Source organism: Streptomyces sp. NPDC058741, from assembly GCF_042746715.1.
In the GTDB taxonomy this organism is placed as follows: Bacteria; Actinomycetota; Actinomycetes; order Streptomycetales; family Streptomycetaceae; genus Streptomyces.
Window position 1 is genome coordinate 1 of sequence record NZ_JBHYQH010000049.1, and the last position, 26765, is coordinate 26765.

The following is a 26765-nucleotide window of genomic DNA, read 5'->3' on the forward strand; positions in this document are numbered from 1 at the left end:
ATCTCAGGAGTTGAGGCCGGAGTCGAGCAGGTCGCCTCCGTGCTGAGGGAGCGGGGCCGTCGTACCAGCCGTCTGCGGGTCTCGCACGCGTTCCATTCGCCGCTGATGGATCCCATGCTCGAGGCGTTCCGCGAGGTCGCCGAGCGCATCACCTACGCACCCCCAGCCATCCCCGTCGTGTCGAACGTGACCGGACAGGTGGCCGCCGAGGGCGAGTTGGCGTCCGCCGGCTACTGGGTGCGTCATGTCCGGCAGGCCGTCCGCTTCGCCGACGGCGTCGACACCCTCACCGCGCAGGGGGTGACCCGGTTCCTGGAGATCGGCCCCGACGGCACCCTCACCGCCCTCACCCAGAACTGTCTCCCGGACGGAAGCGGGTCCCTCCTCACCCCGCTCCTCCGCAAGGACACCCCGGAACACACGTCCGCGCTCCGCGCGCTGGCACTGCTCCACGTCGACGGAGCGGAGATCGACTGGACGGTCGCCCTCGGGGGCGGCAGTGCCCGCACCCGGCAGGTGGACCTGCCGACGTACGCCTTCCAGCGCACGCGTTTCTGGCCCGTGATCAGCGCGCACACGGTGGCATCAGCCACCGGATCCGACGCCCGGAGCGACGCGTCGTTCTGGTCGGTCGTCGAGCGGGGAGCGCCGGAGCTGGCGGACACGCTCGGAGTGCCGGCGGACGCGCTGAGCGCAGTCCTCCCCGCGTTGACCGACATGCGCCGCGCACACGTGGAGCGCGCCGAAGTGGACGGCTGGCGCTACCGCGTCGAGTGGGAGCCTGTGGAGGTGCCGACTCAACGCTCTCTGAACGGGCGCTGGTTGCTGCTCCAGGCACCCGGCGATGCTCTCCTCACCGGGCTCGAGCGGTTCGTTCCCGGTCTGGAGCGGGTCACCTGCGATGCCCGGGACAGGGCGGGACTCGCCCGCGCGCTGGAATCCGCCTTCGCCGGTGCCCGGCCGGCCGGTGTGCTGTCGTGTCTGTGCCTGTCCGAGCGCGATACCGGAGAGGCGTCGCCCGCCTCCGAGCCGCATGCCGGTGTGGCCGACACGATGGTGCTCGTCCAGGCCCTCGGCGATATCGGGGCGCCGGTGCCGCTGTGGGTGCTCACCCGGGCCGGTTTCGGACCCGGCCGTGCGCCCCGTGACCCGGCGCAGGCCGCCGTCTGGGGGTTCGGCCGGGTGGCGGCGCTGGAACATCCGGAACGCTGGGGCGGACTCGTCGACCTCGCCTCGCAACCCGGCGGTGACGAACTCGCCTCACTCGTCGCGGTGTTGGCGCATGGTGATGAGGACCAGGTGGCAGTGCGGGGCGCTGCCGTGCATGCCCGCCGACTGCGTCCGGCGCCTTCGGCCACCCCCGTGCCGGTCCCGTCCGGTGAGGACGACATCCGGGTTCCTCGGCGCCTGCTGGTCACGGGCGGCACCGGTGCGCTGGGTGCGCGTGTCGCCGAGTGGTTCACCTGGCGGGGGACGAAGGAAGTCGTGCTCGCGAGCCGCGGCGGTACGGACGTCGAGGGCGTGGGCGGTACGATCGCTCTGCTGGAGGCGGCGGGCGCGGAACGCGTCGAGGTCGTCGCGTGTGACGTAGCCGACCGTGCCCAGGTGGCCGCGCTGCTCCGGGCACACCCGGTCGACGGCATCGCTCACATGGCGGGCGTACCGGACGTCGGGCCCGTCGACGCGATGACGCCCGTGCGGCTGGAGCAGGTCATGGCGGCGAAGGCTCTCGGGACGGCACATCTGGAAGAGCTGACACGGGAGGCGGATCTCAGCGTCTTCGTCGTGTTCTCGTCGATCGCCGCTGTGTGGGGGAGCGGCGGCCAGGCGGCGTACGCTGCCGCGAACGCGTGGGCCGATGCGGTGGTGGAGGCGCGCCGTGCCCGTGGGGCGGTGGGCGTGTCGGTGGCCTGGGGGCCCTGGTCGGGCGGCGGGATGGTCTCAGACGCGGGAGCCACGGAACTGGAGCGTCGCGGGCTGCGCGTGATGGATCCGGTGCGCGCTCTGATGGGGCTGGAGTCGGCGCTGGCCGGGGGCGACGCTTCGGTGGTCGTGGCCGATGTGGCCTGGGAGCGTTTCGTCCCGGCGTTCACCAGCCGGCGTGCCGCACCCCTCCTGACCGGCCTGCCCCAGGCGGAGGGGGTGCGAGAGGAGTCAGGCGCGGTGCGGGCGGGTTCCGCGGGGGGAGTGCCCGCTCTGGTCGAGCAGGTGGCCGCTCTGGCGCCGCAGGCACGCGCCGAAGCGCTCCTCGGCCATGTGCGGCGGATCGCCGCCAAGGCCCTCGGGCACGCCGACACCAGTGGCGTCGGCGCGGACCGGGCCTTCCGGGACATGGGATTCGACTCGCTCACCGCCGTGGAGCTGCGCAACGCCCTGGTCAAGGACACCGGCCTGTCGCTGCCCACGACACTGGTCTTCGACCATCCCACCCCGGCCGCCCTGGCGCGGCACCTGGACGCCGAACTCTCCGGTAGGGGCGGGTCGATGGCGGCCAGGCTCGCCGATCTGGAGAGCAGTGTCGCCCGCATCATGGACGCCGGCCCCGACCAGGACGTCCGCACCCTGCTCGGTGCCCGGCTCAGGGCGCTCCTCGACGAGATCGAGGCGGCCGGCGGTGCCGGCGTCGCCGACGGGAGCGGTCTCGCCGGGTCGGACGACGAACTGTCGCTCGGCGACCGGCTGGAAGGGGCCAGTGACGAGGAACTGTTCGATCTCATCAGCCGGGAGCTGGGACAGTAGGTGAGGATGCCGCTGCCCCCCGGCCCCGCACGCCCGGCCGCGAGGGCGGGAGCGGATGTGGTGTCGGGGTGCCGCAGCCACATGGCCGGGCGGCCGTACCGATAGGGACGGTACGGCCGCCCGGCCCTCGCGGCGCACTCCGCGGCGTCGGCCGCGAGGTGGCTGTGTCCGCTGGTGGAGAAGGGGCGCCCCGGGGGAGTGACGCTCCTACTTGATGAAATCCGGCAGCACCCGCGGCGGCCACTGGCCGACCGACAGCATGCCCATGGAGTGGGCACGTGCCACAAGGGCCGCGCGGTTGGGAGCCTTGAGCTTCCGCAGCATGAGACCGACGTGGTACTCGACGCCCTGCCGGCTGAGGTAGAGCCGAGAGGCCAGCTGCACCGTCGAGGCGCCGCTGGCGACCCCTTCGAGGACCTGCGCGTCGAGCTTGCTGAGCAGCCGGTCCTTGGGGTTGACGACGCCCTCGGCGGCGTCCGTTCCGGCCACCGCGTCGTCCGGCCGCACCTGCACCACGATGCCGGAAACAAGCCCGGTGGTGTTCTGGACGGCGATGCCCGTCAGCTCTCCCGAGAAGGCCCGGCCCTCGTCCCCCAGGCCGACCATGCGGGAGGCGAAGCGTGTGCAGCGCCCCTCCGAGAGCCGATTGAAGTGCCGACTCAGCACCGAGGGAGAGCTCGGGTGCAGGAGTTCGTAGAGATTCCGTCCGCAGACGTCGGAGGAGGTGAGGCCGAACGGCACGGAGAAATCGGGCTCCGCCGCCACGATGTGCATGTCGGTGTCTATGTGCGCCGTGTACAGGCGGCGATTGGCCTCCAGGGGTGGCAGGCCGTCATGCTGTGTCCGTTGAGGGGCCGAGGAAGTGTGCGGAGCCGCCGTCCTGTCTCTGTTGTGCCAGGGGCCTGCTATTCGCGTGGTCACTGCGACGCACCGTCTTTCTGGATTCAACTGTGGGGGAATGCTTGCCCAGGGACGGCCGTAATTGCTGGATGGTCGGGCCTGCTGGGGGTCATTGGTCGATGACCCGTCATGACCGCCTCTGAGCACCTGCGGTGAGCCTAGGAATGTGCTCGCAGACGGGTCAAGCAAACTTTTGCGTGGCTCCAAAACACTGTGGTTCGATGGTTCGGTGGTGTGAGGGGGGAAAGTTCGGGAAGGCGCAACAAGATGTTGCCGAGAGACCGCTGCGCGGGCACGTCAGCGGACAGCAACTCACTGCGGTGCCCCGTTCGGCTCCCCCCTTGGCCGCCGTGGGGCGCCGTTCATCGCCTGGTCAGGACAGCTGTTCTCCGTCGAGCTTCTCCAGTGCGGTGACCAGTTCCCGACGCCCGGCAATTCCGAGTTTCCGGTACGAGTTGGTGAGGTGCTTCTCCACAATGCGCGACGAAGTGCCCAGTTGACCGGATATTTCCGAGTTGCTGAGGCCGGTCGCGGCGAGCCGCGCCACCTTGCGCTCCGACGGAGTGAGCCGGTTGCCGGACCTGCCGTGATTCCCCGCCTTTCTGATCAGTCTGCGGCGTACCTTCTCGGCCAGCTCGGGGGAGTCGTGTTCCTCGACCAGGTGCTGGAGGCGTGCGGAGGCGGAAGTTCTCCTGGTGCGGCTCGTTTCCTGACGGGTGGCCAGTGCGTACAGGGCCTGACACAGGTCGTACGTGTTGCCGCCCTTCTCCAGCAGGGCGACGGCCTCTTCGAGCACCTCGCAGCCCCGCCGCCCGGGGGTGACCCTGCCCAGGACGATCAGGGAGCGGCCCAGTTTGCTGTCCGAGCCCCAGGTGCGGGATCGGCCGACCTCCAGCTGGGCCGCGGCCATCGCCTCCTCGTGCTCGCCGAGGCGGTGGTGCATGAGCGCGACGCACGAGGACCACGGCAGGACGACCGGGTTGAGCCAGCCGATGCGCTCGGTGTGCCGGCCCGCCGTCCGGTAGTGGTCGAGCGCGGTCCGCGGCTCGTCGCGCCGGGCCGCGAGTGAGCCTCGCGCGACGTGCAGCAGCGCCGCCAGGTGCTGGTTCTCGGCGTGCAGCCGGTGCTGGGTGAGGATCTGCTCCGCGAGCTCCGGCCGGCCGGTGTTCATGGCGACGATCGCGAGAACGGCCGCGCACACGGTCGGCAGGCCGCTGGTCTCCGGACCCGCGAGGGCGTCGGCCTGGATGATCTTCTCCTGGGCGTAGGCCCGCTGCCCGTCGGCGAGCGCGACGAGAGCCTGCTCGCAGCGGATGACCGCCTGTTCCACGTCACCGCCACGGCGCTGGGCGAGCCTGTTCGCCTCACGGAGCCAGTTGGCCGCGCCCTCGACCTGCTCGGCCCCGGAGAGGATGTTCACCACCAGTGGCACGGTGGTGTGGACGTGCTCGGGAGTGGGCGGCTCCCGTTCCAGGAGCCGGGTGCACAGTCGCGTGAGCTGCCCCGCGGGGGCGGCGTTGGCGACGAACGCGATGTGCATCAGCGAGGTGACCAGCTCCCGCTCCCCCGTGGTGGCCAGCCGGGGTGACGGCCCCAATTCGCGGAAGCGGCGCAGCGCGCGCTGGATGTGCGCGGGGTCCTGCGCCGACAGGATGTGCTCGCGTGCCTCCAGCCGCAACGCCAGTTCGCGTTCCACCCAGTCGTCTGTGCCCGAGCGGCCGAGCTCCTCGGCGACGGCGGCCCGGATGGTGTCGATGCGGAAGGCGGGCGGGTCCATCTGCAGCGGACCCAGCCGCGCGATCGCCTCGGCCCGCTCCCGCACGGAGTCGAGCAGCGGTACGGCTTCCACCACGTGCCGCAGCGAGGCGGCGGTCGCGAAGCTGCGCTCGGCGGTGGCGAGATCGATCAGCAGCAGGGCCCTGTCGCGTCCGGAGAGCGAGGAGTCCAGCAGGGCCCGCCGCAGGTAACGTGCCGCGTCCCGGGGGGAACCGCGGCGCAGGGCGCTGTCCGCCGCGGTCCGCAGGATCCGTACCGCCTCCGGACCGTGCAGACTGATCGCGCCCATCAACTGCTCCGCGGCGAGTTCCGCCGGGTGCCCGGTGCGGTGCAGCAGTTCAGCCGCGACCCCGCGCATGGCGGTGCGTTCCTCTGCGGGCATGTTCTCCTCGAGCAGGTCCCGCAGCACCGTCCCGGAGGTGAGCCGGCATGCACGCGGGTCGACGAGGCCGGCACGGCGCAGCACGTCGATCGACTCCGACAGCCCGGCGTCGTCGAGTTCGGCGAGGTGTGCCACGAACGCGGCGTCCCCGGCCGTGCCGAGCACGGTCAAAGCGTAGGCGGCCCGGCGCACCTGGTCCGGCTGCGCCCGGAAGAACGCTTCGAGACGCTGCCGTACCCGCTCGGGACGCAGCGTAGCGGCCACGGCGGCGTGCGCCGCGGTGGGGCGCAGGCGCAGGTAGTGCGCTTCGTCCAGCAGTGTCCGCAGCAGCAGCGGGTTGCCCCCGCAGCGCGTCCACACGGTGTCCAGGAACGCCGCGTCCGCCGTCTCCCGGAAAGAGTGCTCCACCAGACGGCGGACGCTGTCGGGGCCCAGCACCGTCAGCTCCACCGTCCGGTGCTGCGGGGGACCGGCCTCCGCCTGCGAGCCCGCATCGAAGGGTCCCGCCGTGCTCGGGGAGGGGGCGAGGAGGTCACGCACGTGCTGACGGTTGCCCCGCACGTCTCCCGGCAGCACGGAGAACACGAAGAGCACCGGCCACCGTGCGCGCTGTGCGAGGGGCAGCGCGAGTGCCCGCAGCGACTCGGTGTCCGTCCACTGCAGATCGTCCACCATGAGGACGACGGTCCGGTCCTCGGTGATGGAGCCCAGGAGCGCCGTCAGCCAGCGGGGCGCCTGCTGCCAGGTGAGTGCGGACCACGGAGGGCGGGTGGCGGCGGCCGGGGCGTCCGGCGGGACCGGGGCCCGGGTACCGCAGGGGAGCGAGCCCTCGGCCTTCCCCAGCCAGCGCGCGAATTCCTCGGGCGGGGCGATCGCACGCAGGGAGTCCACCAACTGCCGGACGACCCCCAGCCGAAACCGCTCCTCGGCCGCGGAGGCCTGCGCCCTCAGCAGCAGATGTCCCTCCTCGCGCGCCAGCGTGGCCAGGGAGTCGAGGAACGCCGAGCGGCCCACGCCCATGGGCCCGCGGACGACCAGCGACGAACCCTGCCCGGCTGCGGCGTGGCGCAGCGCGGCGGTGGCCTGCGCCAGTGCCGATTCGCGTTCCCATAACACGATGGTGGTACTCCCCCCCGGAGTCGCTCATGCCGGATGAACTCCCGCAGGACCCATCAAGTTCCTTGAATTCTTGAGCGTCAGCAGACCACAGTGAAGGGTGGGCGAGCAAGGGAAGGCATAGGAGGAGGGAAAGGCGGCATTGTGTGCCAGCGGGCCGACCGTGCCGTTTAATGCGCGGCGTTGTCGTCCCGTTCCCGGGGGGAACGGGACGAACGCAGGCCGGCGTCCGGTCCCGGCTGTCGGGGCCCGGATACGAAGTGGCACAGCGTGCCAGGTGGGAGGCGCCGTCGCAGGAGAGGTGGAAAGGCCGCACCGGGGTCCCTCGAGTGGGAACAACTGCGCTTCCATTCCGTGAAGGGCGCATCACGGGAATGATTCCGGTGCCGCTTCTCCGATGTTCAACTTTTTGTCAACTTTCATCGACCGTTATATTACCGTCGGCACGTTCGACTTGACGTGCGTCTTCGACGCTATCCGGTGTCGAGGACATTGACGGCACCTCACCGGTGTGTCGCGGCGCCCGCGTCCGCCGGCTCCAGGACGTCCCGCAACTCCCGCCGCCCCGACAACCCCAGCTTGCGGTACACCGAGGTCAGGTGGACCTCGACCGTCCGCTGTGTGACGAAGAGCCGTTCCGCGATCCACGCGTTGGACCTGCCGTCCGCCGCCAGGCGGGCCACCTGGGCCTCGCTGTGTGTGAGCGCTCCCAAGCCGCGGGAGACGGGACGGCGGGGCCGTGCGCCCGTGGCGAGCAGGGCCCGGTGGGCGAGGTCGTGCAGGGACCGGGAGCCGACGGCGTACGCCTCCTCCCAGCCCTGGCGCAGGACCTCGCGGGCCGCCTTGTTGTATCCGAGGCGGTGGAGCATCTGCCCACGCGCGACCCGCACCCGCGCACGCAGCAGCGCCGCCCGGGTGCCCGCCAGCACCTGCTCGGCCTCCTCCAGCAGAGGCTGCCGCTCGTCGTCACCGACGGCCTCCGCCCACAGTTCGAGTCCCGACCCCAGGGCGCACGGCAGTCCCGCGGCACGGGCACGGCCGACGGCCTCCTCGGCCAGCGCGAGAGCCGCGCCGCGGTCACCGAGCGCGAGACGGGTCAGGCCGGTCCAGTACCACCACGGCGAGACGGCCGGACTGACGCGCTGCCACCCCGCCTCCCGGCGACCGCACTGCTCCAGGTGCGCGAGGGCGCGCCGGGGATCCCCCTTCGCCAGGTGCAGCCGGCCGCGGGCGCAGAGCACCTCGTTCCACTGCCAGGCGTCGTCCGGGACCGGATCGGGTATCTGTGCTGCCAGTCGTGAGGCTTCCGCCAGGTCACCCCAGTCGAGCAAGGCGTGCAGCCGCACCGCGAGCGGCAGAGCCTGGTGCGCGCCGGCCCGCGCGACCTCGATGTTCCTCAGGACGGCGGCGGTGGCCCGCAGCGCCTCGTCGAGGCCCCCGAGCCTCTGGTGCGCCTCCGCGCTGTGCGCGAGCAGGTTCGGATGGGCCGGGTCGGTCAGCGGGTCCGTCTCCTCCAGCAACGTACGGTAGACCTGCTCCGCCTCGTGCGGCAGATCGGCGTACAGGAGCGTCAGCCCTCCGGCTGAGCGGCAGGCCACGGAGTCGGTGGTCGCCGAGGCACGGCGCACGACGGTGCGGGCAGCGGCCACGCATTCGCCGACGCGGTCCAGGCGGCAGACGGAGATGGCGGCGCGGGCCGCGAGCAGGGCGCGCTCACCGGCGCTCTCGCCGGGCAGGGAGAGGTCGAAGGCCACCGTCCCGAGCACTTCCGTGTAGGCGGCCCGGTTCACCGTGGCCGCGAGCAGCATCTGAGCCTCCATCAGCTCCGGGCTGGCCGCGTCGGACGCGGACACGGAGGCAGAAGCGGTCGCGGTCACGTCCGAGCGGTACCGGGACAGCATCGTCAGCGCCCGGGTCACCTGCCCCTGACGCGTCAGGGCCTCGGTCAGCGCACCGAGCGCCGTCAACCGCGTTTCGGGCCGGGACGCCCGCCGTATCGCCGCCGTCAGGTGACGGACGCTCGCCCCGGGGTCGACCCGTCTCTCCGCCACCCCCAGTTCGACGAGGAGAGCCGGATCGCACGCGTCCTCCGTTCCCTCGGGCACACACGGGCGCAGCAGTTCCACGGCCCGCTCCGGTGCGGCGCGCAACATGGCCTCGCGGGCTGCCTCCCGCAACACCGCCCGCTCCCACGCCTCAGGCGCCGTGCCGGCGTGGCGCAGGTGCTCGGCCACGTCCGCGGCGCTCGCGCCGCTGTCGTGCAGCAGCCGTGCGGCCCGCCGGTGCGCGGAGGCGAAATCGTCCTCCGACATGTCGCCGAGCACGGCGTTGCGCAGCAGGTCGTGGGCGAAGGACCAGGTGCCGTCGCCGTTCGAGGTGACGAACCCGAGGGAGATGAGGACCAGCACCGAGCCGACGAAGGCGGTGCTGTCCAGGTGGGCCAGTCGCGCGCAGGTCTCCGGTGCCGCGCCGTCGCCGAGCACGGCCAGCGCGCGGGCCGCCTGCACGGTGGCTGCCGGCTGCCGGTGCAGAAGCCGCAACGCACGCGGGCGGAAGGCGGGGACCTCGTCCTCGCCCATGGACCCGAACCGGGCGGCCGTGAGGGGGAGTTCCTCCTCACGCAACGTCGTGAGCAGTCGCGTCACCATCAGGGGATTGCCGTTGGTGGCGGCCAGGCAGCACTCCTGGAAGGCGGCGTCCGTCTCCACCCCGGCGAGCCGCCGGGTCAGCAGGCCGATGCCGGCTCCGGTGAGCGGCCGTGGCCGCAGCACGTGGCACAACGGAAGGGCCGCCACCTCGCTCAGGGACGGCACATGGGTGCCGCTGCGCCGGGTCAGCGCCAGCAGCACCGGCAGACCCGTCATGCGGCGCGCGGTATGGGCGAGGAACCGCAGGGACGCCGGATCGGCCTCCTCCGCGTCGTCGACGGCGATCACCAGCGGACCGGTCATGGCGGCGGACCGGACGACCTCGTGCAGTTCTGCCAGGACGGCGAACGAGACACCCGTGGTGTCGACGTCGTAGCAGTACAGCTGCGGGGCCCGGGACGCGGGCGCCGGGGGCGGGCTCGGCCACGCGGTCAGGGGGAGCCGGGCCGCGCCGTCCGCGGTCAGGCCGGCCAACAGTGCGTGCGTGGTGCTCAGCGAGAGGCGGTGCCCCGCCTGCCCGGCACGCGTGTGGACGACGCGCAGGCCCAGGTCACGGGCCTGCCGCAGCAGCGTGTTCAGCAGGGCCGTCTTGCCGATGCCGTCGGGACCCTCGAACACGACCAGGGCGGGATCGCCCGCCGCGGTGCTCCGGGTCAGCCGGGCGATGAGGGCCAGTTCGCGCTCGCGTTCCACCAGCTCCGGGTCAGGTCCGTCGGGCCGCCGTTCCCGGGGACTGCCACTCCCGTGCGCTGCGGTCATCACCCTGTCCTCCCTCCCGGAGCACCGGTGGTGTCCCGGGACGTGTGTGCGCGGTCCCAGGGGAGGTTCTGTGGTGACCGGTGACCCAACCCTGCACCTCTTCCGCACGTGTCATCCTGGCTTACCCGGAGCCGACTGGGAAGTCCGCGATCACTCCTGCTCCAAAGCGGCGACTTCGTCCCCGGGCGTCCGCGGCCCCGGCCGCGACGGGCCACGGCCGGGTGTGTGATCCACGGTACAAGTGCAGCCGCTCCCGCCAGAGGCGAGTGCCCATCAGGGCGGCGTCGGGCTCGGGCAGGCACAGGTACACGTCCCGGCTCCCGTCCTCCTCGGGTGTGGGAGCGATGTGCACCTGGGCACCGGAGGGTCGGCGAACTCGTACCAGAAGGGCCGTCCCGCGCCCAGGTCGATCCGGTACAGCGGGGACTGCGACCAGTTGTTGACCGACACGGACGTCCTCGACACGTCGGGCGCCCGCACCGACATCACGTGCCGGGACACCGCCTTGCGCCGGTAGGAGCCGAGGAAGGCCATCTCGTCCCGGATCCTGTCCTCGGTGTTGCTCTCCAGGCAGCGCCGGACGTCCCGCGCCACCAGGCCCAGCGGTGACTCGCGCAGCCCTGCGGCCGTCAGCGACGTCCAGCTGTTGCTGACACAGTTCCCCCCAATACGACTCCGGCAGCAGGTCGCCCAGCCGGCGCCGCACGCCCACGATCAGACCGAGCCACTCCGTGGCGTCGGCTGGGCGCGCCCTCACCTCGCCGAGCACCTGCCACAGATGGGCGGTCAGCGCGTCGTTCGTCGACACCCAGGCACCGGGCTCCTCCGGGGTCTGCTGTGCCGCGGCCCTCAGCGCGGCGCGTTCCGCCGCCTCGAAGCGCGCGGTGACGGTGGCGAGCTTGTTGATCCCGGCCCGAAGCGTGGTCGTCAGATGCCGGATCCGGCCGGTTGCGACGAACGCCCGCGTCCGGTGCGTCGCCGGGTCTGCGGACGGTCTGCGAAGGCGGTCCGGCACGCCGCGGTCGTGGGCGGGCCCCTCACACGGCACTCCGAGGTGCTCGCGCGGCCAGCTCTCCAGGAAGGCGACGCTGCTGCCGCCGTCCACGAGGGTGTGGTGGACGAGCACCCCCAGGACGGACCCGCCGCCGCCCATCCTGGTCAGCCGGATCTTCAGCGGCGGGGTGTCCCGGCTCATGACGCCGAAGGCGCTCACCTCGCGCAGCAGCTCTCCGATGACCGGCAGGGCGCGCGGGGAGTGACCGTAGTCGCGCATGAGGTCAGGGCAGGACGCCTCGGCGGACCGCACCCCCGCGTCCGTGCACACCACCCTCAGCCCGCCGTCCGCATCCCGTTCGAGGCGCCCGGGCAGCAGGGGATACCGGCGCAGGGTGCGGGCCGGGGAGTCGCGCGGCGCCGCGCCGTCGAGCGTGCCGCGGTAGGAGAACGTCAGCGGCGTGTACCACGGACCGGTCAGCAGGTCGTAGCCGGCGAGCCGCACCCGGCGGCCGTCCGCCCACCCGGCGCGGACGGTGTGCACCCGCTCCACGCCGCTGCAGGCGACCGTGCGGAAGGGGGGCGCGTCGTTCCTCCCCGTACGTGGGGCGGTGCTCCTCCTCGCCACGGCGGCCTCAGTCCCAGGCGACGGGCAGCCGGTCCACGCCGTAGTGCACGGCCCGGTCCCGCAGGGGGACCTCCTCGGCCGGCGTCGCCAGCCGCAGCCCCGGGAAGCGCTCGAACAGGCCGCGCAGTCCGATGCGCATGCTCGCGCGCGCCAGGTGCTGGCCCAGGCACTGGTGGGCGCCGAAGCCCAGTGCGAGGTGCTTGCGCGGAACGCGGGTCACGTCCAGCCGGTCGGGGTCGTCGAAGACCTCCGGGTCGCGGTTGGCGGCGGGCAGCGACAGCACGACCGTCTGTCCGGCCCTGATGGTGGTGCCGCCGATCTCGACGTCCTCCAGCGCGCACCGGCTCGACCCCATCTGCGAGATCGTCAGGTACCGCAGGAGTTCGTCCACCGCGCCGGCCTCGTACAGCTCGGGGCGCGCCTGCAGCAGGGCGAGCTGGTCCGGGTGCTCCAGCAGCGCGAAGGTGCTCAGGGCCAGCATGTTCGGGGTGGTGTCGAGCGAGCCGCCGAGGGTGAGGACCGCCAGGTTGACCAGTTCGTCCTCGGTCAGTTCGCCGGTCGCCGCGAGCCGCCCGAAGAAGTCCCCGCCGCGCTCGGCCATCCGCTCCCGCACCATCGGCCGGATGAGCGCGTCCATCGACTCCATGTGATGGATGAACTCCTCCAGCGTGTAGGTGAGCGTCATCAGCGCGCCGAAGTGCTCCTGGACGCCGTCCATCAACTCGGGGGAGACGTCCATCAGCGAGCACACCGAGCGCAGGCTGACCTTCTCCGCGAAGTCGCTCACCAGGTCGGCGGGAGAGCCCTTGGCGGCCATCTCCTCCAGCGCCCCGTCGACGATCCGCGCCAGATGCGGTTCGTACCCCTGGATGCGGCGCAGCGTGAAGTGACCCGCCAGCAGCCGCCGGTACTTGGTGTGCTCGGGGGCGTCCGTCTTCGCGAACGACCCGGGCGGCGAGGGCTGCGGCGCGTACTCGGTCATGGGGAACGGCGGCGCGACCACGTGCGCCAGCAGTTCGTTGCGGTGGCTGAAGCGGTCGTCGGCGAGAATCTGCCGGACCAGGTCGTGCCGGGTCACCAGCCAGCCCGCGGTGTCCTTGGGAGCCACCTGGAAGGTCACGGGACTGACCGGCTCCTCGGCGCGCAGCCGGGAGTACTCGGCGGGCGGATCGAACGGGCACGCGCCGCGTTCCGAGGGGATCACGGGCGGGCCGGGCCTGGGCTTCATGAAGTCACTCCGTCGGCAGTGGGGGAGGGGCGGTCAGGGGGTGCGGCCCGGCCTCACGCGCGGTGCACCAGCAGCGGCAGGTGGCGTGCGCCGAAGACGTTCGTGCCGTGCCAGCGGAGCCGCACCGCGCGGTCGACGCCGATGCGGTCGTACCGGTCGAGCAGGGCCTCCAGCGCGATCCGGCCCTCCAGCCGGGCCAGTGGGGCACCGATGCAGTAGTGGATGCCGTGTCCGAAAGCGATCTGGCGGGAGTTGGGGCGGCCCGGGCGGAACGCGTCGGCGTCCTCGAAGACCCGCTCGTCCCGGTTGGCCGACAGCAGCCACAGATGGACCAGCGTGCCGGGGGCGATCTCTGTTCCCGCGACGGTCGTGCCGGTGGTGGTGACCCGCTCGATGCGGGTGAAGGGCGGACGCAGCCGCAGCGTCTCCTCGAGTACCGCGGGGATCAGCGAGCGGTCCGCGCGCAGCTTCGCCGACAGTCCGGGTTCCTCGTCCAGGCAGAGCAACGCGTTGCCCACGAGGACCGAGGTGGTGATGTGCCCGGCGAGCAGCAGCAGGGTCGCGAAGCTCGCGATGTCCTCGTCCTCCAGCCGTTCGCCGTCGACCTCGGCACCGACCAGGGTGCCCAGCAGGTCGGCGAGCGGTTCCCTGCGCCGGGCCTCGATGAAACCCTGGAGATAGACGGAGATGGTGACCGCCGTCTCCTCCATCCGGCGCACGCTCTCGGGGTCCTCGGGATCCGTGGACAGCAACTGGTCCGCCCAGCCCTGGAAACGGCCGCGGTCCTCCGTGGGGACACCCAGCATCCGGGCGATGACCGTCACCGGCAGCGGATTGGCCAGCGTGTCCACCAGGTCGAAGGCGTCCTCGGGAGCCGCGTCGAGCAACCGCCCGGTCAGCTCGGTGATCCACGGTTCCAGGCCGGCGATCAGACCCGGCGTGAACGCCTTGCTCACCAGCCGGCGCATCTTGCCGTGCAGAGGCGGGTCCAGGAGCAGCAGTGTGCCGCGCGGGGCCTGCTTCTCCCCGCCCGACAGCCTGCCCACCGTGTCCGAGGAGAACGTCGCGGGATCGGCGAGGATCCGCTGCACGTCCGCGTGCCGGAACACGTGCACATGGCCGTTGCCGTCGCGCCACGCCGGCTGCTCGTCGCGCATCCGGGCCGCCCAGGCCAGCAGCGTGGCACCGCCGTCCGGCTCCACGGTCGGCGGGCGTTCGGGCGGGGAACCGGCCCCGGGCGCCGGGTCGAGTGTGTCCGGGGTGCTGTGCTGTGCCACCCAGGTTCCCCTTTCGCAGGTGTCGTACGACGGCTTCGGCAGTCGGCGTTCTCCGTTCACCGGCCGGCTGCCCGATCGCCCGGTCACTCCAGCACGGGGACGCCGCGCCGGGCCAGCGCGGGCCGCGCAGTCTAGGGATTCACCGCGTTCCGGCCGCGCCGGCACCTGTGCGGGCCCTCGCGTTCCGCCGCGGCGGGTTGAAGTTCTGGAGGAAACCCCAGTCAGCGGTCGCCGTGCGGCCCGTCCCCGGCGCGGGTACCGCAAGATGGGCTCGCTCCGGCAACCCACGCAAGCGACGAGCGCACAGGAGGCACTCGCGTGGACATCGCGATCGACCATGACAAGTGCATCGGCGCCGGCCAGTGCGCGCTCATCGCCCCCGAGGTCTTCGACCAGGGCGACGACGGAATGGCCCTGCTGCTGGTCGACCGGCCCGGCACCGCCCAGGCCCCCGCCGTACGGGAGGCGGCCGAGTCCTGTCCGCTGAGCGCCATTTCGGTGGTGGAGGACCGGCCGGGAACGGCCTGAGCGCCCCCTGGTCCACCCCCACGGACCCGACGAGGAGAGAAACCCATGCGCGTCCTGTTCGCCGGCCTGCCGGAGAAGTCCCACGTCTTCACGATGGTGCCGCTGGCCTGGGCCCTGACGGCCGCCGGGCACGAGGTGCTGATGGCCAACGCGCCGTCCCTGACCGGTGCCGTCACCGGCGCCGGACTCGTCGCCGCCCCCGTCGGCACCGACCACGACCTGCACCGCGACATGGCCGTGGCTCGCGATTCCCAGGACGCCGACGTCGCCAACTGGAGCCGCCTCGGCTACGGCGACGTCGACCACGCGAGCCTTGTCGAGCGGTACTCGATCAGCGTCCCCCACGGCTTCGCCCGCTACAACGACCCGATCCTCGACGACCTCGTGGCGCTCGCCCGCGACTGGCGTCCCGACCTGGTCGTCCGCGATCCGATCGCCTACGCGGGCGGCATCGCCGCCCGTGCCTGCGGGGCCGCGCACGCACGCCTGCTGTGGTGCGCCGACGTCTACGGACAGGCCCGCCGCACGTTCGTCGAACTCGCCCGGGACATCCCCGGGGACCGGCGTGCGGACCCGCTCGCCGACTGGATCGACGAACGGGGCGCCGCCTACGGCGTGCACTGCGACGAGGAGCTGCTCCACGGACAGTTCACCCTCGACACACTCCCGGAGAGCCTGCGCCCGGCCGTCGGCCTGACCCAGCTGTCCATGCGGTACGTGCCCTACAACGGCGCCGCGGTGCAGTGGGACTGGCTCCGCGAACAGCCCAAGCAGCCCCGGGTCTGCGTCACCCTCGGCCGCACCAACACCGAGGCCTACGGCGGCGACTACGTGGACGTCGCCGGCCTGCTGCACGCCCTGTCCCGGCTCGACGCCGACATCGTCGCCGCGCTCACGCCCGAACAGGCCGAGGAGCTCGACGACCTGCCCGCCAACGTCCGGGCGGTCAGCGGAGTGGCGCTCAGCACCCTGCTGCCCACCTGCTCCGCCGTGGTCCACCACGGCGGCTGGGGCACCTTCTCCACCGCCCTGGTCAACGCCGTGCCGCAGCTCGCCCTTTCCACCCTCGTCGCCGACCAGGAACTGCGCGGCCGGGCCCTTCAGGACAGCGGCGCGGGCCTCTTCCTGCACCACTCGGAGGCCGACCCGGACCGGGTCACGGACCTCACCCGGCGCCTCCTGGAGGACCCCTCCTTCATCGACGCGGCCCGCCGGCTGCGCGACGAGTCCGCAGCCATGCCCACCCCGCACGCCGTCGTCCCCGAACTCGAACGTCTCACCGCGGCCCGCTGAACCAGCCCACCGCGGACGCCGCCCCCGCGTCCGCACGCCCTGAGGAAGGAGGACGGCGCCCGCTCGGTACGCCCGGTGACGCGCCGCACCCCCATGAGCAAGACGCGCATCCTGGTGACCGGCGGGGCCGGCTTCATCGGCTCCCACTACGTCCGCACCCTGCTCGGCCCCCTCGGTCCCGACGACGTCACCGTCACGGTCCTCGACGCCTTCACCTACGCGGCCAACCCGGCCAACCTCGAGCCGGTGGCGGGATCCGGCCGCTACCGGCTCGTCGTCGGCGACATCTGCGACAGCGACACCGTCGGCCGGCTGATGGCCGAGCACGACCAGGTCGTGCACTTCGCCGCCGAGTCGCACGTCGACCGCTCCCTGGCCAGCGCCACCGAGTTCGTCCGCACCAACGTCCTGGGCACCCAGACCCTTCTGGACGCCGCGCTGCGCCACGGCATCGACCGGTTCGTGCACATCTCCACCGACGAGGTCTACGGCTCCATCCCCGAGGGCTCCTGCTCCGAGGAGCAGCCCCTGCGCCCCAACTCGCCGTACGCCGCGTCCAAGGCGTCCAGCGACCTCGTCGCCCTGGCCTACCACCGCTCCCACGGGCTGGACGTCCGCGTCACCCGGTGCTCCAACAACTACGGGCACCACCAGTTCCCCGAGAAGATCATCCCGCTGTTCGTCACCCGTCTCCTCGAGGGCCGCACGGTCCCCCTCTACGGCGACGGCCTGAACGTGCGCGACTGGCTCCACGTCGACGACCACGTCCGCGCCGTCGAACTGGTCCGCACCGGTGGCCGGTCCGGAGAGGTCTACAACATCGGCGGCGGCACCGAACTCGACAACCGCGGCCTCACCGCGCTGCTCCTCGAGGCGTGCGGCGCCGGCTGGGACAGCGTGGAGTACGTCACCGACCGCAAGGGCCACGACCGCCGCTACTCGGTGGACTGGCGCAAGGCACACGTCGAACTCGGCTACAAGCCGCAGAAGAACTTCACCGAGGGCCTTGCCGAGACGGTCGCCTGGTACCGGGACAACCCCCAGGTCTGGGGGCAGGCGCTCCGCCCGGAACGGACGGACGGGACCGCGCCGTGCTGAACTGGCGCATCCTGGGCCCGCTGCGGGTGTCGGACGGCGGCCGCGACGTCACCCCCACCGCGCCGAAGGTCCGCCAGGTCCTGGCCGTCCTGCTCGCCCGCCGTAACAGCGTCGTCCCGCTGGACGCGCTCACGGCCGAACTCTGGCCCGGGCGTCCGCCGCGCAGCGCCACCGGCACCGTGCAGACCTACGCGTACCAGCTGCGCAAGGCGCTGCACGGCGGTGAGGACCCCGGCACGGGCGGGGACGGCCCGCTCGCCACCCGTCCGCACGGCTACCTGCTGCGGGTGGCGCCGGGGGAGTGCGACGCGGAGGAGTTCACCCGGCTCACCGGCCGGGCACGGTCGGCACTCGCCGACGGCGATCCGGCCGGTGCCGTCGCACTCCTCGACCGCGCCCTGCTGCTGTGGCACGGACCACCGTTCACGGACGTCACGCACGGCCCGGCGCTGCACGGCCACGCCCAGCGGCTGGAGGAACTCCACCTGCAGGCCGAGGAACTGCGCATCACCGCCGGCTTCCGCCTGGGCCGGCACCGCGAACTCGTCGGTGAACTGAAGGAGCTCGCCTGCGCGCACCCGCTGCACGAGTGGTTCCAGGGCACGCTGATCATCGCCCTGGAACGGTGCGGCAGACGCAGCGAGGCACTGGAGGTCTACCAGCGCCTGAGCAGACAGCTGCGCGACGAACTGGGCCTGGATCCCTCTCCCGGCCTGCAGCGGCTGCGCCAGCACGTACTCACCGACCGGGTCAGCACGGCCGACCTGGACCTCCTGCCCGGCTGATGCCGTCGGCCCCGGCTCACCCGCCGGCGGCCGGGTCGCCGGGGTGCCCGGACGCGGCCCGCCACAGGTCCTCCACCATGTCGCGCGGGGTGCGCCGCGGCTCCCAGCCGAGGACCGTGCGGGCGGCCGACACGTCCACGGCCATCCAGTCGGCGTCCGGCAGCGCACGCGGGCCCGCCTCGGGCAGCTCCACCAGCCGGGCGGGACGCCCGCTGACCGAGATCAACAGATCGACCATGTCCCGGACCGGCTGCCAGGAACCGCTCGCGACGTTCACCACGCGCCCCCGGGCGTCCGGGACGCCCAGCGCCGCCACGACGGCCCGCGCCACGTCCCGTGAGTGGACGAAGTCCCGGCTGCTGCGCAGCGGCGACACCCGCACCTCCGCGGTCCGTCCACGCGCCGGCCGGTCGAGCAGCTGCGCGGCCACCTGGCCGAGCAGACTGCCCCGCGGGGCGCCGGCGCCGGTCACGTTGGACAGCCGCAGCACCACGGCGTCCACGGCACCCGCCTCCGCGGCCCGCAGCACCGCCCGGGTGCCGTGGAGCTTGGTGCGCCCGTACTCCGTGGCCGGTACCTCCGGCGAGCACTCGGTCAGCCACACCCCGCGCGGCTGCGGCGCGTACTCGTGCACGGACCCCAGCTGCACCAGCCGCGGACGGTGTTCCGCCGCGGATAGCGCCGAGAGCAGACGGTCCACGAGCAGCCGGTTGTCGCGGTGCATCCGTTCCGCCGTGCGGGACCACACCTCGCCCGCGGCGTTCACCACGGCCACGGGACGTTCCGCGTCGAGAAGTGCGGCCAGCGCCCGGGGGCTCGTGTCGACCAGGTCCATCGGATGGAAACGCCAGCAGGCGGGCGTCCCGCGCGGATGACGGGCCACGGCGTGGATCTCGTAACCGGCCCGCTCCAGGGCGGAACCCACGTGGCGGCCGACGAATCCGGTCGCCCCGAGAACCACCACACGGCCGGACCTCCGGTCCCCGGCGACGGGCAGTCCCGGCTCACCGACCTCCGCCATCGCCTCTCTCCTCCCGGGCCCGTCCGGCGCGCCCGTTCGCCCTGTGCTGCCCCGCGGCACGCGGGTGTGACGTCTCCACTGAAGCAGCCGCCCTTCGAGGACCGGTCCAGGACCGGCCAAGTGGAGCCGGCCACCGACGGATCTCGACCGGTCCTCGATGCCGACGGCCTACCGTGGGGCCACCATGAAGGTTCGAGAGACGGCTGTGCCGGACGCCTACCACATCACCCCGCACCAACTCCGAGACGAGCGCGGCAGCTTCTACGAGTCGTTCCGGCACGACAGGCTGGCCGAGGAGCTCGGCCGCCCGGTGCCTGTGGCTCAGGTGAACTACTCGGTGTCGCGCCGCAGCACCCTGCGCGGACTGCACGGCACGCTGCTGCCGCCGGGACAGGCGAAAGTGGTGTGCGTGGTGCGCGGCGCGGTCCTCGACATCGTGGTGGACCTGAGGGTCGGCTCCCCGACCTGGGGAGTGCACGAGGCGAACCGGCTGTCCGCCGAGTCGGGGGACACGCTGTTCGTCGCCGAGGGACTGGTGCACGGCTTCCTCGCCCTCACCGACGACACCTGCGTGTCGTACCTGTGCTCCACCGAGTTCGTGCCCGGCACACAGGTGGACATCGACCCCTTCGACCCGGATCTCGCCCTGCCCTGGAGTCTGTCGGAGGCACCCCTCATGTCGCGGAAGGACTCCTCGGCCATCTCCGTGGCCGAGGCCCGGGACACCGGACTCCTGGCGACCTACGAGGACTGCCTGGCGCACTACGAGGCACTGCGCGAGGACGCCCGCTGACCCACCGGCCGCCCGGCCCTCCGGGCGGCACGCACCCATCGGAGAGCCGATGCCGCCCGACGCACCCGCACCCGCCCGCCACTACGCCCTGCTGCTCTTCGCGGACTTCGGCCATATCGCCCCCACCCTGGGGGTGACCCGCGAACTCGTCGCCCGCGGCCACCGCGTCACCTACGTCGTCGACGGACGGTTCGCCCCGCTCGTCGAGGACTGCGGCGCCCGCGCCGTCACCTACACCTCCGCGCGCGGCGACTTCTACCGCGCCGCCGACCCGAACCCCGACCGGCTCGCCCGCGACGGTTACGACCTCCTCGTGGACACGGTCCGCACCGTCTTCCCCGCCGCCCGCGACGCCCTCGCCGCCGACCCGCCCGACGTGCTGCTGTACGACTTCGAGACCGTCGCCGCCGGCCGGGTCGTCGCCCGTGTCCTGGACGCCGTGCCGGTGCAGGTCTGCCCGAGCCACGCGGCCAACGAGACCTTCTCCCTGCGCGCCCAGCTCTGGGAGGCCGGGCATCCGCTGATGGCGGAGGGCGCCCGGGTGCTCGTCGACTTCATGGGCGCGCACGGCATCGGACTGGAGGAGATGGGCCGCTACGGCACCGAGTGGGACGAGCGCAACCTCGTCTTCCTGCCGCGTGTCTTCCAGATCGAGGGGGACGGCTTCGACGACCGGTTCGCCTTCGTGGGCCCCACCTTCACCGAACCCGGCCCGGGCCTGTGGTCGCCGCCCTCCGACGGACGCCGCGTCGCCCTGGTCTCGCTGGGCACGGAGTCGGGGGACCGCGGTGACCTCTTCCGGCTGTGCGCCGAGGCGTTCCCCGCGGACGGGTGGCACGTCGTGATGACGCTCGGCCGGGACACCGACCCCGCCCTCCTGGGGCCGCTGCCCGCGCATGTCGAGGCCCACTCCTGGCTGCCGCACCCCGCCGTGCTGCCGCACGCCGACGTGTTCGTGTGTCACGCGGGCATGGGCAGCCTCATGGAGTCGCTGGCCTGTGGAACACCGGTGGTCGCCCTGCCTCACGCGTACGAACTGGAGCTGAGCGCACGGCGCCTGGAGGAGTGCGGGGTGGGGCGCACCCTTCCGCGCGCCGGCCTGACCGCCCGGGATCTCGCGGAAACGGTGGCCGGACTCCTCGCCGACCCCGCGGCACCGGCCGCCCTGTCGCGCATGCGCGACGCCGTGCGGGACGCGGGCGGTGCCCCCCGCGCCGCCGACCTGCTGGAGGCGTGGGCCGCACGGTCCCCCGCGGTGCCCGCGGCGGGCTGAGCGCCCCACGCACGCGCACGCCGACGGGGTGGGCGCGGCACCACGTGGTGCCGGGCCCACCCCGTCGGCGTGCGCGACGTCAGTGCGGCAGCGTCACGTACTCGATCACGGTGTTGATGCTGTGGTCGATCATCTCGTCGGTCAGGCCCGGGTACACCCCGATCCAGAACGTCCGCTCGGTCGTGATGTCGCTGTTGGTGAGCGGCCCGCTCACCCGGAACTCCCGTCCCTCGTAAGCCGGGTGCCGTGTCAGGTTACCCGCGAAGAAGCGGCGGGTGGCGACCCTGCTGGACTCCAGGTGGTCGATGAGGGCCCCCGGCGCGAACGGTGCGTGCGGATCGACGGTGATGGCGAAGCCGAACCAGCTGGGATCGCTGCCCGGCGTCGCCTCCGGGAGCAGCAGGTGCGGCAGCCCGTCCAGGCCCTTGCGCAGCAGGTCCCAGTTGTGACGGCGGGCCCGGCCGAACTCCTCGATCCGCTCCAGTTGCGTGAGCCCGAGCGCCGCCGAGACGTCGGTCGACTTCAGGTTGTAGCCCACGTGGGAGAAGATGTACTTGTGGTCGTAGCCCTCGGGCAGTGAACCCATCTGCTGCTCGAACCGCTTGAAACACCGGTTGTCCTCACCCGGTTCGCACCAGCAGTCGCGGCCCCAGTCGCGCATCGACTCCACGATCCGCGCCAGGATCAGGTTGTCCGTGAGGACGCAGCCGCCCTCACCGGTCGTGATGTGGTGGGCGGGATAGAAGCTCTCCGTCGCCAGGTCGCCGAAGGTGCCGGTCAACTGTCCGCCGTAGGTGCTGCCCAGGGCGTCGCAGTTGTCCTCGATGAGGAACAGGCCCCGGTCCTCAGCCAGTTGGGCGATCTCCCGCACCTGGAAGGGGTTGCCCAGCGCGTGCGCCATCATGATGGCCCGGGTCCGCGGGCCGATCGCCTGCTCCACCCGCTCCAGTGAGGCGTTGTAGGTGCCCAGCTCGATGTCGGTGAAGACCGGCGTCAGGCCGTTCTGCAGGATGGGGTTGACCGTCGTGGGAAAGCCGGCTGCGACGGTGATCACCTCGTCGCCCGGTTTCAGCCGGTCCTCGCCGAGCTGCGGAGAGGTGAGGCTGGCCAGCGCCAGCAGGTTCGCGGACGATCCGGAATTGGTCAGGTGCGCCTTGCGCAGGCCGAAGTACCGGGCCAGCGAACGTTCCAGCCGGCGGGAGCTGACCCCGGCGGCGATGCGCATGTCCAGCGCGGCCTCCACCAGGGCCACCCGGTCGTCCTCGCTGAGCACAGCACCCGAGGCCTGTACCGGTGTGACACCGGGAACGAACGTCGGTGGGGTGCTGGAACGGTGGTACGCGCGGACCAGGTCGAGGATCTCGGACTTGTCGTTCCCCACGGCTGATGGCCTCCTGATGTGTGCCGGTGGGGACGAGACGTACGGCCGGCTCGCAGTCGAAGCGGGTCCCCACGCCCGTATCGTTCGATCGGGGAACCCCAGAGCAGCACGCGGCCGGGGGCGCGGGCCACAGACACCGGCCGAATCTAGGGATTGACCAAACAATGACCGCCGTCGGCGCGCCGCCGGGCCGCGCCGCCGCCCGCGACTCTAGGGAATTCACGAACCCCGGCCCGGCAGGCTGGGGTCATGGCCCGACGCGGGCCTCCGTACGCCTCTGGAGACGCCTATGACGATCGGCCGCCCCCCGGGCAACCCCGTGCGCACCGCGCTCCTGCGCGGCGGAGGGCCGTCCGGCGAGCGTGTCCGGCTCAGTGTGCACGACCTGGTGAACGGCACCTTCGCCACGCAGCGCACCTTCTTCTACCGGCGGACGCTCGACGCCGACGCCCTCGAAGACTCCCTGCGCCGCACGCTCGCCCACTATCCGCTGCTCACCGGACGCCTCGAACGTGACCCGGACGGCGGACTCAGCGTCGCCTGCGACGACGCCGGCGCGGTCTTCTCCGTCGTCCACTCGGACCGGGCCATGCCCGACTACGGACCGGACCGTCCGGCCCGGCAGGACCTGCGCCGCTACCTCCACTCCGTCAACGCCTTCCGTGTCGTCGGCCACGACACCCCGCTGCTCTCCGTCAAGGTCACCCACATGCGCGGCGGTGGCTCCGTGCTCGGGGTCTGCGTCAACCATGCCGTGGTCGACGGCGGCGCATACCTGGACTTCCTGCTCCAGTGGTCCGCCGCGCACGCGGGCCGGGAGCTCCGGCCCGTACCGTACGACCGCACTCCCCTCGAGCGGCTCGCCGCCGGCGTGCGTCCGGCGCCGGACGACCCTCAGTACACCGTGCTCACGAGGCGCCGGAAGATCGGGTTCATCTGGAAGGTCAACGCCGGCGCGCGGACCATGCGCACGATCACCGTCCGCTTCACCGCCGACGAGGTCCTCGCCCTGCGTGAGGCGGCGCGTGCGGGACAGGACGCCGGCCGGCCGCCCGCGTCGAGCGGCGACGCCCTCGGCGCGCACCTGTGGCGCGTGCTCGGCGCGCTGCGTGCCCGGGAAGCCGGTGCGCAGGAGCGTCTGGGGATCGTGGTCGCGCTGCGCGCGGCGCTCAAGGACCGCCTCCCAGACGGCTACTGGGGCAACGCCGTCTCCAACACCACGGCCACGCTCCCGGCCCGGGAACTGCGGGAGGAACCCCTGGCCCACACGGTCGCGGCCGTGCGCGCAGCCCTGGACCGCGTCACCCCCGACCGGATCCGCCGGGAGGCCGCCTTCCTGCAGGCCCAGCGCTCGGCGGGCCGTTCCGGTCGGGTGTTCAGCCGCATGGCCCTGGACGCCTTCGAGGACACCGTCGCCCTCAACAACGCCAGCCGGCTCCCCGTCTACGCCGTCGAGTTCGGCGCCGGGCGGCCGTTCTGGTTCGAGTTCCCGGCAAGTCCCGTCCCGTGGACCGTCCTCGTGACGCCGACCCCGGACGACGACCACAGCCGCGACGTCCACCTGAGCGTCCCCCGAGACGCCGCCGACGCCCTGTGCGGCCCTCAGTGGGCCGGGCGTCTGCGCGACCCCGCCGCGCGTCCGGGCCGACTCTGACCGTCCGGGGTGGAGCGCGAGGGGCCTGCCGTGACCGGCGGTCCCGGCAGGCCCCTCGGCGCGGTCCGTGCCTTCAGTCCCGGCGGCCTCGCGCAGGGCGGGGAAGCGGTCGGTGCGCTCCCAGGTGGAATCGGGCAGCTCACGGTCGAAATGGCCGTAGGCGGCGGTCCGGGCGCAGGTCGGGCGCAGCAGGTCCCGTTCGCGGATGACGGCGGCCGGGCGCAGGTCGAAGCCCCCGTCGATGGCTCGCCCGATCCTCTCGGTGCCGACCCTGGCGGTACCGAAGGCCGCCACGAACAGGCCCACCGGCTCGGCCTTGCCGCTCGCGTAGGCCACCTGTACCTCGCAGCGCCCGGCGGGCCCCGCCGCCACCACGTTCTTGGCGACCCAGCGCATCGTGGACGCCACCGGGCGGTCCACCGTGGAGGGGGCCTTGCCGGAGAGTGCGCCGCCGTCGTGGCGGGCCGTGCCGCCGTAGGTGTGTCGAAGTTCCGGTGGGGTTCACCGGCGACCGGTGGTTCTCCGTGTCCGGCTTGATGCCGTGGTCCAGCAGCACCCTGAGCTCCGGCTCGACCCCGAACTCCCGGATGTCGCGCGCCGGCGGTGACTCCAGGTCGATGTCGGAGGCGTGCTGGGAGGAGACCACCACGGTGTCCAGACGGACCGCCGTGTCCCCGTCGTACTCGATGGTGACCTGGGTCCTGCCGTCCGGACGCAGGGATCGCCTTGTTCCTGCGCCCGTCCGACAGGCGCTTGGACAGACGGTGGGCGAGGAGCACCGGCAGCGGCGTCAGCGTCGGCGTCTCTCCCGTCGCGTAGCCGAACATCAGACCCTGGTCACCCGCGCCGCCGGTGCTCACCCCCCCCGGGCGATGTCCGGGGACTGCGCGCCGATCGCCCTTCTTCGAGGAGTCGTAGCCGATCTCCAGGGTGATGTCGCGCACCAACGTCGCGATGCCGTGTACGCCTTGGTGGTGACTTCGCCGGCCACCTGCACCGGGCCAGCGGTGATCAGGTCTCGAGGGCGACCCGGGAGGCCGGGTCCTCGCGGAGCAACGCGCCGAGTCGCTGATCCGGTCAGCGATCTTGTCGGGGTGACCCTCGGCCACGGACTCCGAGGTGAACGGGCGACGGGTCGTGACTCTCCAGGTGGGAGGGGACGGTGCGGTGAGCGCGATGACGGTCCCCCCCCCCCCCCATGCCGGCGTCCCCCCGACCAGGAGATCCCTGGAGCGAGCGGGCCCGGTGCGACCAGTCGTGAAAGAATCCACACATCTCTGGTGTGAGCCCCCTCACGGGTGGCATAGTCAAAGACCCATGTTTGGTCACACCGCCGCCGTGTTCTTCTCGTTGGACTGCGTTCTGGTCCGGGGAGGCAGTCTGTCCCGCCTGCTCGAGGAGCGCCTCGGTCTGAGCGGGCCGTCGAGCCCGCACACCTCGGGGGAGACCGACGCGGCGCGCTGGAAGGGTGTCGCCGAAGGGGACCTGCACACCCAGCTCACTGCTCTTCCCCTGCTTCCGGGTGTCGCGGAGACCACCCACTGGTGCTGGGGCAACGGCCTGGTGCCGGTCATCTCCAGCCTCACCTGGTCCCCGGTCGGCGCACATCTCGCCGACCGGTTCGGCGTCCACTCCTACTTCGGCTGCTCCCTGGAGACGTCGCACGGCCGCTTCACGGGCAGGGTCGGCGACTCACCCGTGCTCACGGACGAGAGCGAGTTCGCCCGCCGTCGGGCGGACGAACTCGGCGTCGCCCTGCGGGACTGCGCCGCCGTGGGCGCCTGTCCGGCCGACGGCCCCCTGTTCGACTCCGTAGGCCTGGGCATCGCCTTCAACGCACCGCCCCACACCGGTGACCACGCCACCACGGCGGTCCGGGGCGACGACCTGCGCGCGGTGATCCCGGCGTTGCGGAACCTCGCCGCGGCCCGGCACTGACGTCTCGGGCGGCGCCCCGTCACGAACTGCCCTTGGTCATTCCCGGGCAGGTTCATGTCCGGGGTCGCGATGTCCTGCGTACTCGGCCAGCTGCCACCCGTTCTTCCGACCCACCGGCTCCAGCAGACCACGGACGTAGTCCCGCATCCGCCACCACAGGTCCGCCCGCCCCTACCGGCCCGCAACCAGCGCGAAGACCGACTCCAGTTCGGCAGCCCAGCGCTGGACTTCAGTAGTTCCCTCCATGCCGGAACAACGAGAAGAACCAGCTCAGGACACGATTCCTGACGCGGGCCGGCTTCGGTGCGGCGCAGGCGTACGCGCAGGGCGCAGCCGTAGAGCTGGAGCACGGAGGGGCGGTCGGCCTCCGCGGTGTAGAACTTCCAGCCGGCGGGCTGGGGGAGCCAGGGGGTGGAGGAGAGGGTTGCGCTGAAGTCGAAGGGTGGCGTGTCGCCGGTCCAGGGGAGGGGGACGCGGCAGCCGTCGCGGCCTCGGACGGTGTGGGCGGAGCGTTCCCAGGTGCGGACCTGTGCGTTGTCCCGGTTGAGGTCGGGC

At 72.5% G+C, this 26765-nt stretch carries 17 protein-coding genes and 2 pseudogenes; 9 read left to right on the forward strand and 10 right to left on the reverse strand.

The window, feature by feature from the left end:
* Positions 1 to 2739, forward strand: a 2739-nt coding sequence (locus tag ACFW6P_RS28045; protein ID WP_386425250.1) for an SDR family NAD(P)-dependent oxidoreductase, incomplete at its 5' end; no start/stop codon positions are given.
* 207 nt (positions 2740 to 2946) lie between these two features.
* Here the strand turns inward: ACFW6P_RS28045 and ACFW6P_RS28050 are convergent.
* From ACFW6P_RS28050 to ACFW6P_RS28080, 7 genes and pseudogenes are all read right to left on the reverse strand, one after another.
* Positions 2947 to 3513, reverse strand: a complete 567-nt coding sequence (locus ACFW6P_RS28050; protein ID WP_386359585.1) for a LuxR C-terminal-related transcriptional regulator — start codon at positions 3511 to 3513, stop codon at positions 2947 to 2949.
* Between the two features lie 499 nt (positions 3514 to 4012).
* Positions 4013 to 6913, reverse strand: coding sequence for an AAA family ATPase (locus ACFW6P_RS28055; RefSeq protein ID WP_386425253.1), 2901 nt, complete (start codon positions 6911 to 6913; stop codon positions 4013 to 4015).
* Between the two features lie 503 nt (positions 6914 to 7416).
* A complete protein-coding gene (locus ACFW6P_RS28060; protein ID WP_386359583.1) occupies positions 7417 to 10320 on the reverse strand; it encodes an ATP-binding protein in 2904 nt (967 codons plus the stop codon).
* A gap of 273 nt (positions 10321 to 10593) precedes the next feature.
* Positions 10594 to 10914: a hypothetical protein gene (locus tag ACFW6P_RS28065; protein WP_386425284.1), complete on the reverse strand. Its 321-nt coding sequence runs from the start codon at positions 10912 to 10914 to the stop codon at positions 10594 to 10596.
* A gap of 64 nt (positions 10915 to 10978) precedes the next feature.
* A pseudogene (locus ACFW6P_RS28070) lies at positions 10979 to 11941 on the reverse strand (acyltransferase); the annotation flags it as partial.
* A 7-nt stretch (positions 11942 to 11948) separates the two neighbouring features.
* A complete protein-coding gene (locus tag ACFW6P_RS28075; RefSeq protein ID WP_386359582.1) occupies positions 11949 to 13169 on the reverse strand; it encodes a cytochrome P450 in 1221 nt (406 codons plus the stop codon).
* Positions 13170 to 13222: 53 nt separating this feature from the next.
* A complete protein-coding gene (locus ACFW6P_RS28080; protein WP_386359581.1) occupies positions 13223 to 14446 on the reverse strand; it encodes a cytochrome P450 in 1224 nt (407 codons plus the stop codon).
* Between the two features lie 318 nt (positions 14447 to 14764).
* On the opposite strand from ACFW6P_RS28080, the gene ACFW6P_RS28085 reads away from it, so the two are divergent.
* From ACFW6P_RS28085 to ACFW6P_RS28100, 4 genes are all read left to right on the forward strand, one after another.
* On the forward strand, positions 14765 to 14974 hold the full coding sequence (locus tag ACFW6P_RS28085; RefSeq protein WP_386359580.1) for a ferredoxin: 210 nt from the start codon (positions 14765 to 14767) through the stop codon (positions 14972 to 14974).
* A 45-nt stretch (positions 14975 to 15019) separates the two neighbouring features.
* Positions 15020 to 16267, forward strand: coding sequence for an activator-dependent family glycosyltransferase (locus ACFW6P_RS28090; RefSeq protein ID WP_386359579.1), 1248 nt, complete (start codon positions 15020 to 15022; stop codon positions 16265 to 16267).
* Positions 16268 to 16360: 93 nt separating this feature from the next.
* On the forward strand, positions 16361 to 17365 hold the full coding sequence (gene rfbB / locus ACFW6P_RS28095; RefSeq protein ID WP_386359578.1) for a dTDP-glucose 4,6-dehydratase: 1005 nt from the start codon (positions 16361 to 16363) through the stop codon (positions 17363 to 17365).
* Positions 17359 to 18150: a BTAD domain-containing putative transcriptional regulator gene (locus ACFW6P_RS28100; protein ID WP_386359577.1), complete on the forward strand. Its 792-nt coding sequence runs from the start codon at positions 17359 to 17361 to the stop codon at positions 18148 to 18150. Before rfbB ends, ACFW6P_RS28100 begins: the two co-directional genes overlap by 7 nt.
* Positions 18151 to 18166: 16 nt before the next feature.
* Here ACFW6P_RS28100 and ACFW6P_RS28105 read toward each other — a convergent pair whose 3' ends face one another.
* Positions 18167 to 19171, reverse strand: coding sequence for an NAD-dependent epimerase/dehydratase family protein (locus ACFW6P_RS28105; protein WP_386359576.1), 1005 nt, complete (start codon positions 19169 to 19171; stop codon positions 18167 to 18169).
* Between the two features lie 184 nt (positions 19172 to 19355).
* Here ACFW6P_RS28105 and ACFW6P_RS28110 point away from each other — a divergent pair, with 184 nt between their 5' ends.
* Both ACFW6P_RS28110 and ACFW6P_RS28115 read left to right on the forward strand, forming a co-directional pair.
* Entirely contained in the window at positions 19356 to 19964 is a 609-nt protein-coding gene (locus tag ACFW6P_RS28110) for a dTDP-4-dehydrorhamnose 3,5-epimerase family protein (RefSeq protein ID WP_386359575.1), read from the forward strand.
* Positions 19965 to 20013: 49 nt separating this feature from the next.
* Positions 20014 to 21237 carry a macrolide family glycosyltransferase gene (locus ACFW6P_RS28115; RefSeq protein ID WP_386425256.1) on the forward strand — a complete coding sequence of 408 codons (1224 nt, stop codon included), beginning with the start codon at positions 20014 to 20016 and terminating at the stop codon, positions 21235 to 21237.
* 79 nt (positions 21238 to 21316) lie between these two features.
* Here ACFW6P_RS28115 and rfbH read toward each other — a convergent pair whose 3' ends face one another.
* Positions 21317 to 22618, reverse strand: a complete 1302-nt coding sequence (gene rfbH, locus ACFW6P_RS28120; RefSeq protein WP_386425259.1) for a lipopolysaccharide biosynthesis protein RfbH — start codon at positions 22616 to 22618, stop codon at positions 21317 to 21319.
* Between the two features lie 289 nt (positions 22619 to 22907).
* On the opposite strand from rfbH, the gene ACFW6P_RS28125 reads away from it, so the two are divergent.
* The gene (locus ACFW6P_RS28125; RefSeq protein ID WP_386425262.1) at positions 22908 to 24272 is read left to right on the forward strand and encodes an acyltransferase; all 1365 of its coding nucleotides are present in this window, start codon (positions 22908 to 22910) and stop codon (positions 24270 to 24272) included.
* A 75-nt stretch (positions 24273 to 24347) separates the two neighbouring features.
* On the opposite strand, the pseudogene ACFW6P_RS28130 reads toward ACFW6P_RS28125, so the two are convergent.
* Positions 24348 to 25450, reverse strand: a pseudogene (locus ACFW6P_RS28130) (methionine adenosyltransferase); the annotation flags it as partial.
* 139 nt (positions 25451 to 25589) lie between these two features.
* Here ACFW6P_RS28130 and ACFW6P_RS28135 point away from each other — a divergent pair.
* Positions 25590 to 26210, forward strand: a complete 621-nt coding sequence (locus ACFW6P_RS28135) for a haloacid dehalogenase (RefSeq protein ID WP_386425264.1) — start codon at positions 25590 to 25592, stop codon at positions 26208 to 26210.
* The last annotated feature ends 555 nt before the right edge of the window (positions 26211 to 26765 follow it).